Genomic DNA, 18,282 nt, shown 5'->3' with positions numbered 1-18,282 from the left:
AGTTTATACATAGATGAACCTAGAGCGATTTTTATATTTTTTCCTTTTTTGGTATTCTTGCAGTTATGCACAAGAAGGGAATTCGCTATATCAACAACGGACGTGGGAAATTGAACAGACAACCTTTCAGCTACCCCCCACCCCACTGAACAACAGTTATTTTGAAATACGAGATGCAAATGAAATAGTGGTATCTCCCACTGCTTACCACGTAAATTTTGAGACGAATACCGTTACTTTACTCCAATCTGCTCTCGATTTTCCGTTAACGGTCTACTATTTAGAACTCCCCTCTTTCCTAACTACGCCAATTAGCTATTATGATACCTCTCGCATTGTTCCCAATGAAGCGGGTAGTTTTACTTATCAACATCAGACGAACAACCGCCCTGCTTTTGTGCCTTTTGAGGGGTTAAATACCATGGGAAGTTTATCGAGAGGATTAACCATGGGAACCAACCAAAGTGCGGTTACCTCATCGAATTTAGATTTACAAATTACGGGAAATTTATCGGATCGCGTCAAGATTCGCGCCTCCATTCAAGATAACAACCTCCCCTTACAATACGGTGGTTACTCTCAAAAGATCAATGAATTTGATCAGATTTTTATTGAATTATTTTCAGATACATGGTCGATTCGGGCGGGGGATATCTTTTTAGAAAACAGAACGCGCCGCTTTTTAAATTTCAACAAGAAAGTACAGGGATTATCCACGCGTTTTGTCTTTGAAAATGACGATAGTAAAACCACAATTGAAGCTGCTGCTGCCTTAGCACGAGGGCAATATACCCGCAGTGTATTTAACGGTCAGGAAGGCAATCAAGGGCCTTACAAATTAAAGGGAGGCAATGGAGAGTTATACATTCTTATTATTTCGGGTTCTGAAAAAGTATACGTCAATGGTTTACTGCTCCAAAGAGGGGAGGAAAAGGATTATGTCATGGATTACAACTCGGGTGAATTGCGTTTTACCACGCGTTATCCCATTACTGCCGACATGCGCATTTCCATTGAATACCAATATACCGATCGCAACTACACACGCTTTGTAGGCTATGGCAATATTCAGTATGAAACAAAAGCTTGGCAAATGGGGTTAACTGTATTTACGGAAACGGATTTAAAGAATCAAAACCTCCAACAAAACTTAACAGAAGAGCAGATTGACATCCTCAAACAAGCGGGAAATGACCCTAGTCGTATGGTTGCACCTTCTGCCTATCGCGATACGTATTCGGAGAACAAAATACTCTATACCCAAGAGCAAACGCCAGAAGGCCAGGTGTATTTTGCCTTTTCAACAGATCCTGAGGCAGACCTATACCATGTTACCTTTACGGCAGTAGGCAATAATCAGGGGGATTATATTTTGAAGAGCACCCAATCTATAGGGCGTATATACGAATATGTTGCTCCACTCCACGGCCAGCCCCAAGGAAATTACGCTCCAGTAGTTAATCTCGTTGCGCCTATACAAAACACAATTGCGACCTTCAATGCAGCGTATAATCCCTCAGAGAAAACCTCCTTAGATGTTGAATTTGCTTTTAGCAACCACGATGCCAACTTATTTTCCCCTTTAGACCAAGAAGAAAACAAAGGCTGGGCAACTGCATTAAAGGGCAAACAACGCCTGTGGACAAACGACCAAACCCAACTAAACGTATTAACAGACGTACAGTTTATCCACAAAAACTTTCACTCCCTAGAAAATCTATTTTCCATTGAGTTTGATCGCAACTGGAATTTACAATACGCAGAAGGAAATCAAAGTTTACTTACCGGTGGATTAGAACTAATCGCTCCTGGAAAGGGAAGTGCAACTTATTTAGTGGAACAGCTGAATTTCGGATCGGACTACAAGGGAAGTCGACAAAACTTATCGGGAACTTGGCAAGCTAAACCTTGGTACATCCAAACGCAAAATAGTTTTATGCAAGCAAAGGGGCTGCTCCAAAAAACCACCTTTATTCAGAGTCACTCACTAGCTAAATACTATTGGGATAAAAACTATGTGGGTACTCGGGTCGACTTTGAACAGAACAAAGAAACGGATCAAGAGACACAACGTCTACACCCCATCAGTCATCGGTATGCTTCCTTAGATTTATTTGTAGGACGGGGCGATTCACTTGGAAAGAATATCGAACTAGGCTACCAATATCGAATTACGGACAGTCTGCAAAATAATACGTTAGCCTCTTTCTCAAAGGCCCACACCTTTTATGTGAAATCCCAACTGCTCAAATCGGAGACGCGCGATTTGAACCTCTATGCCAATTATCGTTCAGTACGTCCTGTGGATGAAACAAAACCTACCGAAAATACAGTAAATAGCGTATTAACCTACCGCGATCAGTATTTTAAGGGATTTGTACAGTCCCATACCTTATATGAAATTAGTTCTGGAACCATTGCCCAACAAGAATTTACTTACTTAGAGGTTGAACCGGGACGTGGACAATACATGTGGATTGATTACAACAACAACGGCATACAGGAATTGGAAGAATTTGAACTTGCTCCTTATCCCGATTTAGGGAAATATGTACGTTTGTATTTACCGAGTCAGATCTTCTTGCCAACCAATCAAAACAAGCTTACCCAAACCTTAACGCTAAATCCAGCGGCAACTTGGCAAAATGAAACTGGAATCAAGCGTATATTGGCTTATTTCTACAATCAAACCTCCTATAGCATTGACCGCAAAGATTTGAAAGAGGGCAATCAACTTCGACTACATCCCTTTACCTCGGACGAATCACAAATGGTGGGGCTAACCGAAAGTTTTAACAATTACCTCTATTACAATCGCGGAAAAAAACGCCACAGCGTGACCTATAGATATACTCAATCAAAGAATAGGAACTTATTGTCTTATGGCACTACAACAAACAAAATAAAAACCCATCAATTGGGATACAACCACCTCATCCAAAAGACGTGGTTGATCGATGTGTGGGGAAAAACCACTCAACAAGAAACCCAATCCCCCTCCTATGCAAGTAAAAACTACGAACTCAAGATTCAAGGCTTTGAAACAAAACTATCTTATTTGTTTTCATCACAAACACAAGTAGATGTGTTTTATGTCTTTCAAGAGAAAAAGAACCAAACTGCCGAATTTGAAAATTTACAACAACACCGCATTGGGGCTTCATTTTCCGTTAACCAGATGAAATTATTTACGATGAATGGAGAATTCTCCTTTTTTCAAAACACCTTTACGGGTAATGCCTTCTCTCCTATTGGCTATCAGATGTTAGAAGGATTACAACCTGGAAAAAATATGACATGGCGCATCATGTTTCAGAAAAATCTAACGAATTACTTGGATTTAAGTTTGCATTACCAAGGAAGAAGCAATGAATCAACAGCGACGATTCACACGGGAAGTGTGCAATTACGTGCGTTTTTTTAATTGATGTACGGTTTGCTTTTTGCGCAGTTCGTTTTTTGTAAGCATTGTTGTACACCCTCTGCTTCATTTTGTCACATGGGTTCTGCGTTGCTCAGTTTGTCATCCAAAACAGTCAACCCTAGGTTAAAGCGATTCAATAGTCCCTTTTTTAATTGGTTTTTGCCAATTGACAAATTCACTTCCTATTATTTTCCTTATTTTTGAGTTCACACAAATTATCAATTATGGAAAACACTACCAATACGCTAACATGGGATGACTTTATGAAAGTTGAAATGCGCGTGGGTACGATTATTCAAGCCGAAGAATTCAAAGAAGTCCGCAATCCAGCTTATAAATTAGTTGTAGATTTTGGAGAAGAGATAGGTTTGAGAAAAACATCTGCCCAAATCACAAAATTGTATACTACAGAAGAATTAATTGGAAAACAAGTGATTGCGGTCGTTAACTTCCCACCAAAGCAAATTGCCAATATCATGAGTGAATGTTTGGTCATGGGTGCAGTAGAAGGTAAAGAAGTAACCCTAATGAGTTTAGACAAACCGGTTAAAAACGGATTGAGAATAGGATAATAAAAAAGGTTTCGCATACGAAACCTTTTTTATATTATTGATGGAGTAAAGCGTATAAAGCAAAAGTACCTAACCAGTGACTTCCCATATAATCATCGTTTGTAATATTGCCGAAAGATGATTCAAAATGATGTTTGCCAATAGCTTTTACATGTGCTAATTCTGGTAATTTCTTAGCCAAGTCGCTTAGACAAGCTGCTCTACTAAAATTCAAGCCATCCAAATGCACCAAGTGGCCATCGGTACGATCCGATACCTTTCCTATTTCCAACTGAAAATCTGGTTCAAATATTTCTGGTAAAAATGCCTTCAACCAAGTTGTAAAGGCAGTGGTATCTTGAATCTTGCTCATCAATCGAGCTTCTTCCAGACAAGGAGATAAAAAATCATGTCCACTAGGCTCAAAGGCAAGATTGCAGTTGATGTCTTTCGCATATAGACGATTCGCTGTTTCTACAATTAACTTTTCGAAATCCGTCTGCTTCATCAAACGGGCATATTCCAAAGACAGCGATAAGCCGTAAGCTGTATTATCATGGGTTCCCGTTCGAATAGGATAATTTAACTTAGGCAAATAAGCAGTATAGCGATCCATTAATACCTTGGCTAAAGGTTCAAGTAAGGCAGCCCAGCGTTGTGCGTCTTCATCCTCCCAAGTGGATAGCGCCCCGTGCAGTTGAAATAACCAAGCCCATCCATAGGTACGTTCAAAGGTTCTGTTGTTGGGGTCGTCAAAGAAGGCCAATTCAACTTGAACGTGCTCTGGGGTAATCAACCCATTCAAACGCTCGCGAATTTCACCATTTTGATCCAATTCCGGAAAGCGCTTCATCAATTCGATAATAGACCAATACCCGTGCACAGCAGAATGCCAATCAAAACAACCGTAAAAAATAGGACGTAGTTGTTTCGGTGTCTTTAAATCAGAGTCTGCCCCTAGCACTTGTCCCAGTTTATTTGGGTATTCCTGTTCAATGCAATGCAAAGGCAAAGCAATTATCTTTTGTGCTTCCTTTACAGTCAACACCAAGGGAGAGGTCGCCTCTACTACTTGCTCAGCCACCTCATTCTTTTCTTTGGGAGTACAACCCAATAAAGCCATACTCAGCACGGTTAAAACACTTATTTTTCTCATTGTTTCTCGTTTAGCTCACAAGGTAAGGATTATTCTAAAAAAAAAGACCTACAGAATTGAAATAACCTGATCCATTACTGCTGAACACCATTATTTATCTTACTGACTATCTTTGGTTTACAAAAAACAATAGGTTTTTGAATAAATGAAGTTTAGACCCTGAGTTTTTTGTACATTTGAAATAAAAAATGCACAAAATCACCCTATCATTTATAAGTGTAATCCTATTAACGGTCACTTTTATTTCTTGTGACAGTAAGTCCTTGAATTCATCTAAGGCGATCACTGCCATAGAAGCGTATATGGAAACCCAACCCATTTATGAAAGTACGACGTTTACCGTTGGAGATACTAAACTAAGAACGAGAAAAGATGCAGCGCTCATTGAGCAGTACAAACAATTAGCAGATGAAGGCTACCTCAACCTTGCAGATTTTAATACGAAAAAACGATTTATGTCCAAAGACAGTCTTTGGCAAGGAACTATCAAATTAACGGGAAAAGCACATCCCTATGTCTTAGAACAAAAGGGCAATAAGATAAAAGTAAAGACGATCGAATACTTAGTCGATAAAGACAATGGTTTTCAGTTGGATGCCAAAGGTAAAAAAACAGCCACTGCAACAGTTATGTTGAAAAAAAATCCAACGCCTTTTCATTTTTTAAAGGAGGATAAATCGCCTAATACCGAATTTATCACTCGAAAATTCAAGATGAAGTACACAGAAGAAACAGGTTGGAGAATTACAAAATAACCCATGGGTAAGAATATATTTATTTTGATTTTAATACAAGCCTTACTCGCTGTATTAATGGCGTTTATGATTGGTAAAATGTCGTTTATTGGACGCATGGGCATTACTTTTTTTTACCGAGAATACCTCGTTTTAAAATCCCCTTGGAAAACGGCCCTGCTTATTTTTATCATTCAGCTCTTTCTCATTGTGATACTCGCTTTTTTCAAGTATTTCACTCCAGCCAAGATAGCTAATACACTGGCTATTATAACGATACTCATCGGATTGGGTGCTGCTTATTACACCTACCTTGATTTTACGACTACTTCTCATAAACACATGAAGAGCAATTTTCACACGGGTTTTTATTTATTTTGGGGAGCTTGGATCTTTTCTGCCATTTTCTTTTTATTTTTAAAGAAAAAGAAAATAGTCTTAACGGAATTAGAAGCAACAAATTCGGAAACGGAATCACTTTCTTAAATCAACAATACACATGAAAACACTCTATTTCTTCCCTTTGGTTTTAGTGGCGTTGGCCTTGACCAACTGTACAGATAAAAGCAAAGAAACGCAAGAACCTCAGCGCATCAAAATAGAACAGCCATCATCCACAACCACGGCACAACCTGTTCAAATTCCGATGCACGGAACCAAAGACAACAGTTCTTCCGGTCTTACTTCATTTAAAATCAAGGAAGAAATGAAGCAAGAGATACAAGAAAACGCAAGAGAAAAAAACGCGATTGCAGAATAAGGTTTAACGTCTAATTGTTTTTATTCCTAATAAAAATAGTTAAGTTTACCTGACAAAACCAATTAACTAATCATGAAGAACTATTTATTAGCAGTATCATCCCTGTTTATTTTAAGTTTAACCGCTTGTAAAGACACAGGTAAAGAGCCCTCGAATATTACGATTGATGGGACAGCAACTGAACAACCAGCGAGTGCAGCACCCGCAACGGGGGCCGAAGCAACACCTGCTCCGAATACAGCAGCACAACCTGCAACAAACCAGGCAAGCACAACACAAGCAACTGGAGCGAAGAGCAATCTAAACCCACCACATGGACAGCCGGGTCACCGCTGTGATATTCAAGTAGGAGCTCCTTTAGACACTCCTCCAGGAGGTGGAATGTCTGCGACTGCAACTCCCGCATCAACGGCTAGTCAAGGACAACCTTTCCTAGTGAATGATGCCGCGAAAAGTCGTATTGCACAAGAGCAAGGTCAAACAGCAAGCAGTGGAAAAATCAATCCACCCCATGGACAACCAGGGCATCGTTGTGACATACAAGTGGGACAACCTCTTCCATAAGCAAATTATTTTACTATTTAATATCCGTAAAAAGGGCAAAATCGATCTTGATTTTGCCCTTTTTATCTTATTATCACTTGAGAAAGGCCAATTAATACGACAAAATAATCCGTATAACTTCCAGCAATATTGCTTATTTTTGCAGTCTTATTAATTTCATATATAGAATAGTTTATGATACAAGATCCGAAGAGATATACGCTAACGGCGGCATTGCCTTATACCAATGGGCCAATTCATATTGGACACTTAGCAGGTGTTTATGTTCCAGCTGATATTTATGCTCGATTCTTGCGAATGCAAGGCAAAGACGTTGCCTTCATCTGTGGAAGCGACGAACACGGGGTGGCTATTTCTATGAAAGCAAAAAAAGAAGGCATTACCCCTCAAGAGGTAATCGATAAATACAACGGAATCATCAAACAATCTTTTGAAGATTTCGGCATTACGTTTGACAATTACTCGCGTACTTCTTCTTCTGTTCACCATCAAACGGCTTCTGAATTTTTCAAGAAGTTGTATAACGAAGGGAAATTTATCGAAGAAATCACGGAACAATTATACGATGAGCAAGCACAGCAATTCTTAGCGGACCGCTTTGTTATGGGAACTTGCCCTAAATGTGCCAATGAAGAGGCTTATGGAGACCAATGTGAGAAATGTGGAACTTCATTAAATGCAACGGATTTGATAAACCCTAAATCCACCATTACAGGTAGTACGCCGATTTTGAAATCGACCAAACACTGGTTTTTACCCCTAGATCAATACGACGGATTTTTGCGTCAGTGGATTTTAGAAGGGCATAAAAACGATTGGAAACCCAATGTTTATGGCCAAGTAAAATCGTGGTTAGACGATGGTTTAAAACCTCGTGCGGTAACGCGTGACTTAGACTGGGGTATCCCTGTTCCTGTAGAAGGTGCAGATGGAAAAGTATTGTATGTATGGTTTGACGCGCCTATTGGGTATATTTCATCCACGAAAGAATGGGCAGCACGCGTAGGAAAAGACTGGGAACCCTATTGGAAATCAGAAGATACTAAATTGGTTCACTTCATCGGAAAAGATAATATTGTATTCCACTGTGTAATTTTCCCTGCTATGTTAAAAGCAGAAGGAAGCTATATCTTACCAGATAACGTACCAGCAAATGAGTTTTTAAACTTGGAAGGTAACAAGCTTTCAACGTCTAAAAATTGGGCGGTTTGGTTGCATGAATACTTGGAAGATTTCCCAGGAAAACAAGATGTATTGCGTTATGCTTTAACAGCAAATGCACCAGAAACAAAAGACAATGACTTTACATGGAAAGATTTCCAAGCGAGAAATAACAACGAATTAGTGGCTATTTTTGGAAATTTCATCAACCGTGTTGTCGTTTTAACGAATAAATATTACAACGGTATAGTTCCACAACCGCATGCTTTTTCTGAGGTAGATATTGCCACTTTAGAAGAATTAAGAGCCTATCCAGCTGTCATCGAAAGTTCTATTGATCGTTACCGCTTCAGAGAAGCGTTGGGAGAAATGATGAATGTAGCGCGTTTAGGAAATAAATACTTAGCGGATGAAGAACCTTGGAAGTTGATTAAAACAGATGAGGAAAGAGTACAAACGCAAATGTATGTGGCCTTGCAAATTGCTGCTGCCTTAAGTACGCTAGCAGAACCTTTCTTGCCTTTCACTGCAGCAAAATTAAAATCAATTTTGCGCCTAGAGACTCCATTAGCTTGGTCTGCCATTGAAGTGGATCAACCGTTAATCCAAGCGGGACACCAAATTGGAGAAGCGGAGTTGTTATTTGCTAAAATTGAAGATGAAGAGATTCAAAAACAATTGGATCGCTTAGAAGCTTCTAAACAAGCGAATAAAGTGGCCAATGCGGTGGTAGAACCTCAAAAAGAAACAGCAACCTATGACGATTTCACTAAATTGGATTTGCGTGTTGGAACGATTGTAGAAGCAGAAAAAATGCCAAAAGCCAATAAGCTTTTAGTGTTAAAAGTGGATACGGGAATGGATGTAAGAACGATTGTATCGGGAATTGCTGAGCATTTCAAACCGGAAGATATCATCGGGAAACGCGTAACGGTTTTAGCCAACTTAGCACCACGTGCTCTACGCGGTGTAGAAAGTCAAGGGATGATCTTAATGACAGAAGATGCCAACGGTAAATTGGTATTTGTCAACCCAGATGAAGAAGGTGTAAAAAATGGAGCAACGATTAATTAATTTTATAAAAAAAAGCCTGCAAATTGCAGGCTTTTTTTTGATTATGACTCCCATCGGCTACTATCATCCAAACGCATTAAATCATCCGAATCCAATTTCACCTGAGTTGCGCGAACTAAATGCTGTAATTGTTTGGCACTCGTAGCGCTAACGATTGGTGCTGTAACTACAGGTTGATGTAACAACCAAGCAATCGCTATTTCCGCACTTGTTGCCTCGTGTTTTTGAGCTGTTTTTGCTAACGCATCTAAAATGGCTAACCCTCGCTCATTTAGATAATGCTCCACCATCATTTTGCGAGCGCTTCCCTCTAAATCTGCGGCTGTTTTATACTTTCCAGATAAGAAGCCACTAGCTAAAGCAAAATAAGGCGCTACAGCCAGCTTTTCTTTCTCGACAATATCTTTATACTCCGTTTCGAATTGCACGCGATCATAGAGGTTATACAGCGGTTGTAGGGCAATATATTTGGTCCATCCTTTGGCTTCTGCAACTTGATTACTTTCAAGTAAGCGCTCTCCACTTAAGTTAGACGCTCCAAGTGCACGAACTTTTCCTGCTTGAATCAGTTCTTGAAATGTTCCCATGATTTCTTCTACTCCAACATTCACATCATCGTGATGGGAATAGTATAAATCAATATAATCCGTGCGCAAGCGAAGCAAAGACGCATCAACGCCATCGATAATCTGTTGTCTAGTCAACCCTCTTTCTACGCCTTGCATACCACCACCCACTTTGGTAGCCAAAACCACATCTTGTCTTTTCTTGCTCTCCTTAAACCATTTTCCGATAATGCGTTCAGACTCTCCTCCCACATTACCTTCAACCCAATGCGAATAACTATTTGCTGTATCAATAAAATTAATACCCTGATCGTGTAATTCATCTAGCATGCGCAGCGATGCTTTTTCATCTAAAGTCCATCCAAATACATTGCCTCCAAAGCAAATCTCAGCGATGCTCAGTTCATTGGTTAATTTCTTTTTCTTCATATCCTCAGTGTTTTTGTACATAAAAATGTTTAGTTGTAATGGAGTGACTCTCCATAATAAAGCGTTTGTACAAGATACAAAATAAAAAAAAGAGCGGTTATTTTCATAACCGCTCTTTCTATATATTGACTAATTTACTAGAAATTGAATCTCATTGTAAAGTTCCATGTTCTACCCGCTCCTAACATTACTTCGTTTCGAACATCAACACCTTTCCAAGTTGTACTCTCAGGAGTTGCTTCAATATTTGTTCTTGCAGAAGAAATATAGGTTGTATCGAATAAGTTATTTACGTTGAAACGCATTGTTAAAGCATTTTGTTTCTCTTTACCAAGTTCCATACGGTAAGATACTCCAGCATCCCATAAGTTAAATGCAGGTAACTTCATTGATCCACTTTTCCCTTTGGCATTTGCTTTATCAACATCTAATGAACCATAGAAATTATCATTGTATCTGTAGTTCGCATCAATTTTCAATCCTTTTGCAATTTCATAGCTTGCGCCTAAGTTAGCAATCAACTGTGGTGCTCCACCCACTTTAGCTCCATCGATATATAATGTGTGCGTTTTAAATCCTGACTCAGGTTGTCCTGGCTCATTATAAATAGGTTCATTTGTTTCTTCGTTATAGAAAGTTCCTGTAACATTAGAAGCATATTTCCAATCACCCCATGAGAAAGATCCTGTAATAGTTAAACGATCCACTGGATAGTAGATGAAATCCATTTCCATTCCAGAGTGTATTTGCTCTACTCCGACTAAAGTAGCATAACCATTAACTTGTAGTGGCTTTCCATTTGATCCAATCTCGTCTGTATCAAATCTACTTGTCGCACGAGTTACTCTATCTTTCCAAGATGTTCTATATAAGTTTAAGTTTGCTCTTAATTTATGGCTTCTATATCCATAACCAGCTTCAAATCCTAAAACTTTTTCATTTGTAAGATTTGGGTTTAGCGTATTCGTATTATTCAAATAAACCCCGTTGTTCATAAAAGGTTGACGAGAGAAATATCCAGAATTTACGAATACATTGTGGTTTTCGTTGATATTGTAGTTTGCTCCCCCTTTAATACTTCCTCCTAAGATACTTTCCCAATCCGTTTTGTAATCTTTTGCTCCTTGAGCAGTCGAACGGTCATAGTTGAAATAATCAACACGTTGCATCCATTGGTTAGAAATAGCTCCTTGTACAAATACAGATAAATCATCTTTAGAGTATTCAACTTGTCCAAATCCACCTAACCATTTTACATTACCATCATTGTGGTATCCTACTTTTTCTCTATTGTTCCAATTTACCCAAGGGTTCATTGTAGCTTTTGCTTCATAAGTTTGACTTACGATATAGTGTTGACCTCCATTATTTTTATTATTATTCACGTAATATCCGTCAGCACCTAATAAATTATCTAATAATTGGTAGTGGTATCCTTTGTAAATACGTCCATCTAAACCAAAATCAACAGTCCAGTTTTCATTTACTTTCGCATTTAAATTAATCACCGTACCATACCAGTCATGTGAGTTTATACTTGAACGACGTGCCCAACCTCCTCTATTTTTATTTTTAGGATCATAGGCCATAACATAATGACCTTGTTGACCTGGATTGTTTGGATCATCTACTAAAGGATTACTTGTATTATTCCAATCAGCGATTGTTTCACCTCTATTCCAAGCAGCGATATCATCAAAACGCATATGTCCGTTTGCATCTCTAACCTCAGGTCCGAAATCTCTGTAACCATTTGGTCCACCACCAATTGTTCCAGTTCCTCCACCACGTCCCCAAGATCCGTAGAATACTGCACCTAATGTCCATGTTTCATTGATATTGAAATCGTAGTTGATAGACATTACTGGTTTGTTATAGTAGTTTGATTTAAAGTTAAAACGTTCACCATTGTAAAATCCTGTATCAGGATTGAATCTTTTGTTCATTTTCCCACCATTCCATTTTTGGATGTTTTCGATAGAAACTGAAGTAGAACGTTGATCGTGATCTTGTTTAGCACCAGTGAAAGTGAATTGAACATTGTGACGAGAATCTTTCGATTTGTACCCTAAACCTAAGTAGTAGTTGTACCCTTCGAATCCTGTTCCTTCCACATATCCACTTCCTCTAGTATAACCTAATAATACCGAAGCAGATAGTCCATTTTCTAATACACCTGTATTATAAGAAGCTAATCCTTTGAAATAGTCTCCTGTTCCAACACCTGCAGAGATAGATCCTCCTTCTCTTGCATCAGATGTACGTGTTAAAACGTTAATCGTTCCTCCAACTGAAGAAATTGCAATTTTAGAAGATCCTAATCCTCGTTGTACCTGCATCGCAGATGTAACGTCTGATAAACCAGCCCAGTTAGACCAATATACAGCTCCACCTTCCATATCATTAACAGGCATACCGTTAATTAATACAGCCACGTTTCGTTGATCAAATCCTCGGATGTTAATATTAGAATCACCATATCCTCCTCCACCTTTAGAAGCGTAAACAGAAGGTGTTGTGTTTAAGATTTCAGGAAACTCTTGAGAACCAAGCTTTTCTTGAATTTCAGCTGCTTTAATAGTAGACACAGCAACTGGTGTTTTACGGTCTTTTGCAACGTCTGCAACTCCCATGATCACAATGTCTGCTAACATATTCTCATCTGGGTTTAATACAACGTTTCCAACATTTGCTACGTTGTTTGCATCAACTTTAAACGCAACTGTTTTCGATTGATAACCAATAAAAGAGATAACAACCTCTCCTTTATCGCTATTTACAGTTAAAGTAAACGCTCCATTCGCATCAGTAGATACTCCATTTTGCGTTCCCTTCACTAGTACAGTCGCACCAGGCAAGCTCATGTTTAGCTCTCCATCAATGACCGTACCCTTTACTTTGTTTTGTGAAAATGCAGATGTTGACGTAATAACCATTACGAAAAACAACATCCAGTTCTTCAAGTTTCTCATTTTGTAAGTGTAAGTGATAAATTAATTTCACCGCAAATGTACAAAAAGATACTCCTCAAATGTTACGAAATTATTAATTTTAACTTGTAGCCCAATTTATTGAATTCTAAACAGTTCTGTTTCTCAAATAATAATTCAGCAAAAACGCTGTAGAACTGTCGTGTTTCAGTACATTATTCGAAATTATTTCGCCTTGAATATTTTTTGCTAAAACTTTGCCATATTCCACACCAAATTGATCAAAACTATAAATATTCCAGATCACACCTTGAACAAAAGTCTTGTGTTCATATAATGCAACTAAGGCCCCTAGTGATTCTGGTGTCAACTTGTCAATTAAAAGAGTATTAGAAGGTTTGTTTCCTTGAAATTCTCTAAAATTTTGCACTAAAGGGTTTTCTGTTTCCGTTTCTTTCGTTGTGTCTTTTCCATTTAACAAGGCTTCCGTTTGTCCGAAAAAGTTGGACATTAGGATAGTATGGTTACAATCTGAGGCACTGTATGGATTAATAAAACCTATAAAATCCACGGGAACAACTTTAGTTCCTTGGTGAAACAATTGGAAAAAGGCATGTTGAGCAGATACTCCTACATCACCCCAAATTAATGTTCCAGTTTCGTAATTCACTGGATTTCCCTCTCGGTTTTTATCTTTGCCATTACTTTCCATGATCATTTGTTGCAAATGTGCAGGAAAACGTTCTAAGAATTGACTATATGGAACAACCGCTTCTGTTTCATAACCAAAGAAATTGTTATACCACACGCTTAACAAAGCACAAACTACGGGGATATTTTGTTCAAAATGAGCAGTACGAAAGTGTACGTCCATTTTATTAGCTCCTTTCAGCAAGCGTTCAAAATTCTCATACCCAATTGCCAAAGCGATCGATAGCCCTACTGAACTCCACAGCGAAAAACGCCCTCCAATATGATCCCACATGGGAAAAATAGTTTCCGGTTGAATGCCATACGCCACTGCTCGATCAATTTCGGCAGTTACCCCAACCAAATGAGGACCGAGCTTCTCTTTTTTCACTTTGGTCTTTAACCACTCTACTACTTTATCCGCATTTAAAACTGTTTCTTGCGTCGTAAAAGTTTTGGAAACAACAAGTACTAAGGTAGTTTCCGGGTTTAGTTTACGTAACACCGCATACAAATAATCGTCATCGACATTTGAAATGAAATGAACATTCAACTGATTGCTGTAATTTGCCAAGCCTTGCACCACCATCTTAGGTCCAAGATCTGAACCACCAATACCAATATTGACGATATCCGTAAAAGGCTCTCCTGTACTGGAAGTATATTCTCCTTGTATCACACGTTCAACAAAGTCCTTCATGCGATCACGTGTTTGGCGAATTTCATCCAAGATATTCACACCATCAACAACGATTGAGGCATTTGGATTAAAATCGCGTAATGCTGTATGCAATACGGCTCTATCTTCTGTCTTATTTAACTTCCTTCCTGTAAATAAGTCTTCGATTGCTTCTTTCAAGTGCATTTCTTCCCCCAACTCACACAAGTAAGCTAACGTTTCTTTCGTTACCTTATTTTTAGAGTAATCAAGCAGAAAATCATCGAATTGAATATTAAATGAACTCCCTCTACTAGAATCCTCTTTAAAGAGGTCTTGCATTTGGATCAACTTCATTTGCTCAAAGTGCTCACGTAGTTTACTCCATGCAGCAGTACTAGTAGGATTTATAGTTTGTAACATTATAATGTAAAAACAGCAATTATTTATTAAACTTTTCTTTTATCACAGCATCCAATTCTGCTTTAAGCGGTTGGATATATTCTTTATAAGCAGGAATATCTTTTTTATCCATCGGTTCTGAGTTTGGCAACACTTGACCAAGCGGATCCACCTGTACTCCGTTTTTCCAAAAGCGATAACACACGTGTGGTCCCGTAGCCAATCCTGTACTTCCTACCAATCCAATCGTTTGTCCTTGCGTTACGTATTGTCCCTTTTTTACAAGAATTTTAGACATGTGTAGGTATTGTGTAGAATATGTACCGTTGTGTTTTACTTTTACGTAATTACCATTTCCAGCTGTATAACCTGTACGCTCTACCACACCCGAAGCAGTGGTCATGATTGGCGTACCTGTTGGCGCAGCATAATCTGTTCCATTATGAGATTTCCACGTTTTTTGAACCGGATGAAATCTGCTTTTAGTATAGCGCGAGGTAATGCGGAAGAATTTTAGGGGTGCCTTTAAGAACATACTCTTCATCGGGCGCCCTTCCTCGTCGTAATAATCTTTTCCTTTAGTTCCTTGTCTTTGATACGGGAAGGAATACAAGTCCTTTCCTCTATAATTAAAATAGGCAGCCTCAATTTTTGAAATACCTACATACACCGTATCGTTAATGTATTTTTCTTCTATAGTTACCGCAAAGCGATCGTTTGGTTGTAATTTAAAGAAGTCAATCGACCAAGCGAATATCTGAGACATACGCGTAGCTAAGGATTGATCCACCCCTTCATTGCTCAAACTAACAGAAAGTGAGCCCTCAATAGTTGAGGCTACTGTTCTTCTTCGGATGGTAACCGGATAGGTCTTCGTATAAGCAGTAACTGTATCGCGTAAGTCGATAACCTGATAACCCGAAATATTAGGGTGGTAAACAAACGCTGCTAACTTGTCTGGATTCTCTTTATACTTAATCAGCGTATAAGGTTGTCCGGCGCGGATACCTCTTACATTGATTGTGTCTTTTACTTTGGTAACAATATTGTGTACATCTGTAGCATTGAGGTTGAAATCGCCAAAAATCTTACCTAGGTTATCGCCCGACCGTATCGTATCTTCCGTTACGACATAATCTTTCAAATTAAACCCATATAATTCGGCTACAATTTCCTCTACTGTTTCTTCTTCAGTATCTGTACTTACTTCCATTTCTGCTTCCTTTTTACAAGAAGTGAACAAAAGAAGTCCTGTTAACAACATAAAAATTTTATACTTCAAACCTAACTTTTTTCTATTTTAAACCAATCCTTTTCCCCAATTCTCCATTTCTTCTTCTGACCATAATGCAGGGAAGAAAATTCTTTTTTGATATTCTGGCAACATGTACTTTTTCCAATCACTACCGCCGGTGGCTTCCTTCGTTACCCCCGTACTCTCTAAGTACTTTAATGCTGTTTTATAGTGTCCAATCACCCAAGTAACATTGACGGTATAATCGTAATGTTTCATGGCTTGAATTAACGCTGGACGCTCTTGTTCTTCTTTGGGAAGTTCAACAAATTTCTGCCATAAATTTGTTTTTTCATAATCTTTCATTGCTTTAACAAAAGTTTGACTGTATTTCTTCTCAAACGCATCGAGCAAGTAGGACTTTTCACCAGTCTTATAATTTTTTCCAGCAGCCTGCCAATACATAAATTCTAACGCTTCTTCTGCTGAAATATTTTCCGGTAAGTCAGCAATAAATCGCTTGTCGATCAAATTTTTCCAATCTGTTGATCCAAATTCGATCAAACGATATTGAGCGCTTTGAAAACCACTTGCAGGCGCTAGTGTATTTCTAAATTTATTATACTGTTCTACGTCCATTCCATCCCCCATTATGCTAAAAGAATTAGTCAACATATCAAAATATCGGCTAATTCTCATCAATTTATCAGTAAAAACCTCGACGTCAATTTTAGCTGTAACGGCCAATTGTTCAATTTCCCATAAAATCATTTTAAACAATAACTCATTGACTTGGTGATACATAATAAACACCATTTCATCTGGGTATAGGGTACGCTGGATTTGCAGGCCTAACAAAGCATCAGTTTGTATATAATCCCAGTACGTAAGGGGCTTGGCATGCAACAACCCTTCTAAATGTACATTGGGATTTTGTCCCATTTGGGTAAATTTTTCTTCTAAATTTTTTATGTGTTGATTGGTTAAGTCGTTCATGGTTTATTCGGTCTTTAAGGTGGTAACTAATCCTTTGTATTCTTCTAGATCTGCTTTTAATGACCCAACAGCTAAGCTTGCTTTAATTCGCAAAGGAACCTTATTACTGTCTGCTGACACCCAAACAGTTAAGCTTTCTTTCTCTTTAAATACACGTCCTGCCATCACATAAGGTCTAAAAGACAAGGCTTTAATTTTACCAAATTTAGTTTTTAATTCAGAGGTTCCCAAGTATTGTAATTTAAAACGAAAAACCTCTCCATCGAAAAACATATCGATTTCCACGGCTTCATTCTTTTTTAAACTGTCTAATTTAGGGTGATTTCTAAGGTAATAAAAAGCAGATACGATATCCTGCACCTCTTTTACAATGGGATAGGTATTTTCTTTATTTTTTTCGTAGTCTTTAACTAAGACATTTTTCTTGGAATAATCAAAGAATCCTTCTTGATCTTTGGTATAGCCACCTTCGTCAATTTTTCGAACAAATCGATGAGGCACAACTTGATCTTTCTCAAAATAACTTTGATAATCATCGTATACTTTAAAAAATACTTTTGAAAGTCCTGTTGTATAGCCAATACCTTTTGCGTGATACATACTTTTTCCTTTGTATGAAGTTTCAGCTAGTTGTAGTTCGGCTATTCCTGCATTGAGGAAGCCATAGGAAACTCTAAACTTTAGGTATTCTCCCGCTTTAAATGCTTTGGGTTTGCTTTGTGCAAAAGTAACAGTTACACAAGCTAAGAAGATATAAATAACAAATAATACTTTTTTCATAGTCGGCTAATTTTATTCAAAAATAACAAACAAAAAAACCCAGTCAAATAATTGACTGAGTTTTTATGCTATTAACCAACCAAAAAACTATAAATTATGAAAAATTTATTACACTCAAATAAAGCTTATGACATCTTTATTTTTGCGAGTGCAAATGTACAGTTTTTTATTGA

Annotated in this window: 14 protein-coding genes; 7 read left to right on the top strand and 7 right to left on the bottom strand. The window is 38.2% G+C overall.

Annotation, left to right across the window (positions count from 1 at the left end):
* Positions 1 to 13: 13 nt before the first annotated feature.
* Complete coding sequence (locus HX062_RS00415; RefSeq protein WP_286465830.1) at positions 14 to 3,424, top strand: DUF8818 domain-containing protein; 3,411 nt, start codon at positions 14 to 16, stop codon at positions 3,422 to 3,424.
* A gap of 224 nt (positions 3,425 to 3,648) precedes the next feature.
* A complete protein-coding gene (locus HX062_RS00410) occupies positions 3,649 to 3,996 on the top strand; it encodes a tRNA-binding protein (RefSeq protein WP_182625905.1) in 348 nt (115 codons plus the stop codon).
* 34 nt (positions 3,997 to 4,030) lie between these two features.
* Here HX062_RS00410 and HX062_RS00405 read toward each other — a convergent pair whose 3' ends face one another.
* Positions 4,031 to 5,131 (bottom strand): DUF2891 domain-containing protein, encoded by a 1,101-nt coding sequence (locus HX062_RS00405; protein ID WP_286465828.1) that lies wholly within the window; start codon positions 5,129 to 5,131, stop codon positions 4,031 to 4,033.
* A 188-nt stretch (positions 5,132 to 5,319) separates the two neighbouring features.
* Here HX062_RS00405 and HX062_RS00400 point away from each other — a divergent pair, with 188 nt between their 5' ends.
* From HX062_RS00400 to metG, 5 genes are all read left to right on the top strand, one after another.
* Positions 5,320 to 5,886, top strand: coding sequence for a hypothetical protein (locus tag HX062_RS00400; protein ID WP_286465826.1), 567 nt, complete (start codon positions 5,320 to 5,322; stop codon positions 5,884 to 5,886).
* 3 nt (positions 5,887 to 5,889) lie between these two features.
* On the top strand, positions 5,890 to 6,351 hold the full coding sequence (locus HX062_RS00395) for a cytochrome d ubiquinol oxidase subunit II (protein ID WP_182625908.1): 462 nt from the start codon (positions 5,890 to 5,892) through the stop codon (positions 6,349 to 6,351).
* Between the two features lie 13 nt (positions 6,352 to 6,364).
* Positions 6,365 to 6,625 carry a hypothetical protein gene (locus tag HX062_RS00390; RefSeq protein ID WP_182625909.1) on the top strand — a complete coding sequence of 87 codons (261 nt, stop codon included), beginning with the start codon at positions 6,365 to 6,367 and terminating at the stop codon, positions 6,623 to 6,625.
* Positions 6,626 to 6,697: 72 nt separating this feature from the next.
* On the top strand, positions 6,698 to 7,189 hold the full coding sequence (locus HX062_RS00385) for a hypothetical protein (protein ID WP_182625910.1): 492 nt from the start codon (positions 6,698 to 6,700) through the stop codon (positions 7,187 to 7,189).
* A gap of 174 nt (positions 7,190 to 7,363) precedes the next feature.
* Positions 7,364 to 9,424: a methionine--tRNA ligase gene (gene metG / locus HX062_RS00380; RefSeq protein ID WP_182625911.1), complete on the top strand. Its 2,061-nt coding sequence runs from the start codon at positions 7,364 to 7,366 to the stop codon at positions 9,422 to 9,424.
* Between the two features lie 41 nt (positions 9,425 to 9,465).
* On the opposite strand, the gene HX062_RS00375 is transcribed toward metG, so the two are convergent.
* The 6 genes from HX062_RS00375 to HX062_RS00350 form a co-directional block, all read right to left on the bottom strand.
* Positions 9,466 to 10,419, bottom strand: coding sequence for an aldo/keto reductase (locus HX062_RS00375; protein WP_182625912.1), 954 nt, complete (start codon positions 10,417 to 10,419; stop codon positions 9,466 to 9,468).
* Between the two features lie 137 nt (positions 10,420 to 10,556).
* Positions 10,557 to 13,391 carry a TonB-dependent receptor gene (locus tag HX062_RS00370; protein ID WP_286465821.1) on the bottom strand — a complete coding sequence of 945 codons (2,835 nt, stop codon included), beginning with the start codon at positions 13,389 to 13,391 and terminating at the stop codon, positions 10,557 to 10,559.
* Positions 13,392 to 13,497: 106 nt separating this feature from the next.
* Complete coding sequence (pgi, locus tag HX062_RS00365) at positions 13,498 to 15,120, bottom strand: glucose-6-phosphate isomerase (protein ID WP_286465820.1); 1,623 nt, start codon at positions 15,118 to 15,120, stop codon at positions 13,498 to 13,500.
* A gap of 19 nt (positions 15,121 to 15,139) precedes the next feature.
* Entirely contained in the window at positions 15,140 to 16,363 is a 1,224-nt protein-coding gene (locus HX062_RS00360; RefSeq protein WP_430530037.1) for a M23 family metallopeptidase, read from the bottom strand.
* 36 nt (positions 16,364 to 16,399) lie between these two features.
* Positions 16,400 to 17,275 (bottom strand): tryptophan 2,3-dioxygenase family protein, encoded by an 876-nt coding sequence (locus HX062_RS00355; RefSeq protein WP_255492355.1) that lies wholly within the window; start codon positions 17,273 to 17,275, stop codon positions 16,400 to 16,402.
* Positions 17,276 to 17,332: 57 nt separating this feature from the next.
* Positions 17,333 to 18,109, bottom strand: coding sequence for a DUF3108 domain-containing protein (locus HX062_RS00350; RefSeq protein WP_286465819.1), 777 nt, complete (start codon positions 18,107 to 18,109; stop codon positions 17,333 to 17,335).
* Positions 18,110 to 18,282 lie beyond the last annotated feature (173 nt).

It is taken from the genome of Myroides sp. DF42-4-2 (assembly GCF_030326445.1).
Classification (GTDB): Bacteria; Bacteroidota; Bacteroidia; order Flavobacteriales; family Flavobacteriaceae; genus Flavobacterium.
This window is presented reverse-complemented; position numbering and strand designations above follow the sequence as displayed.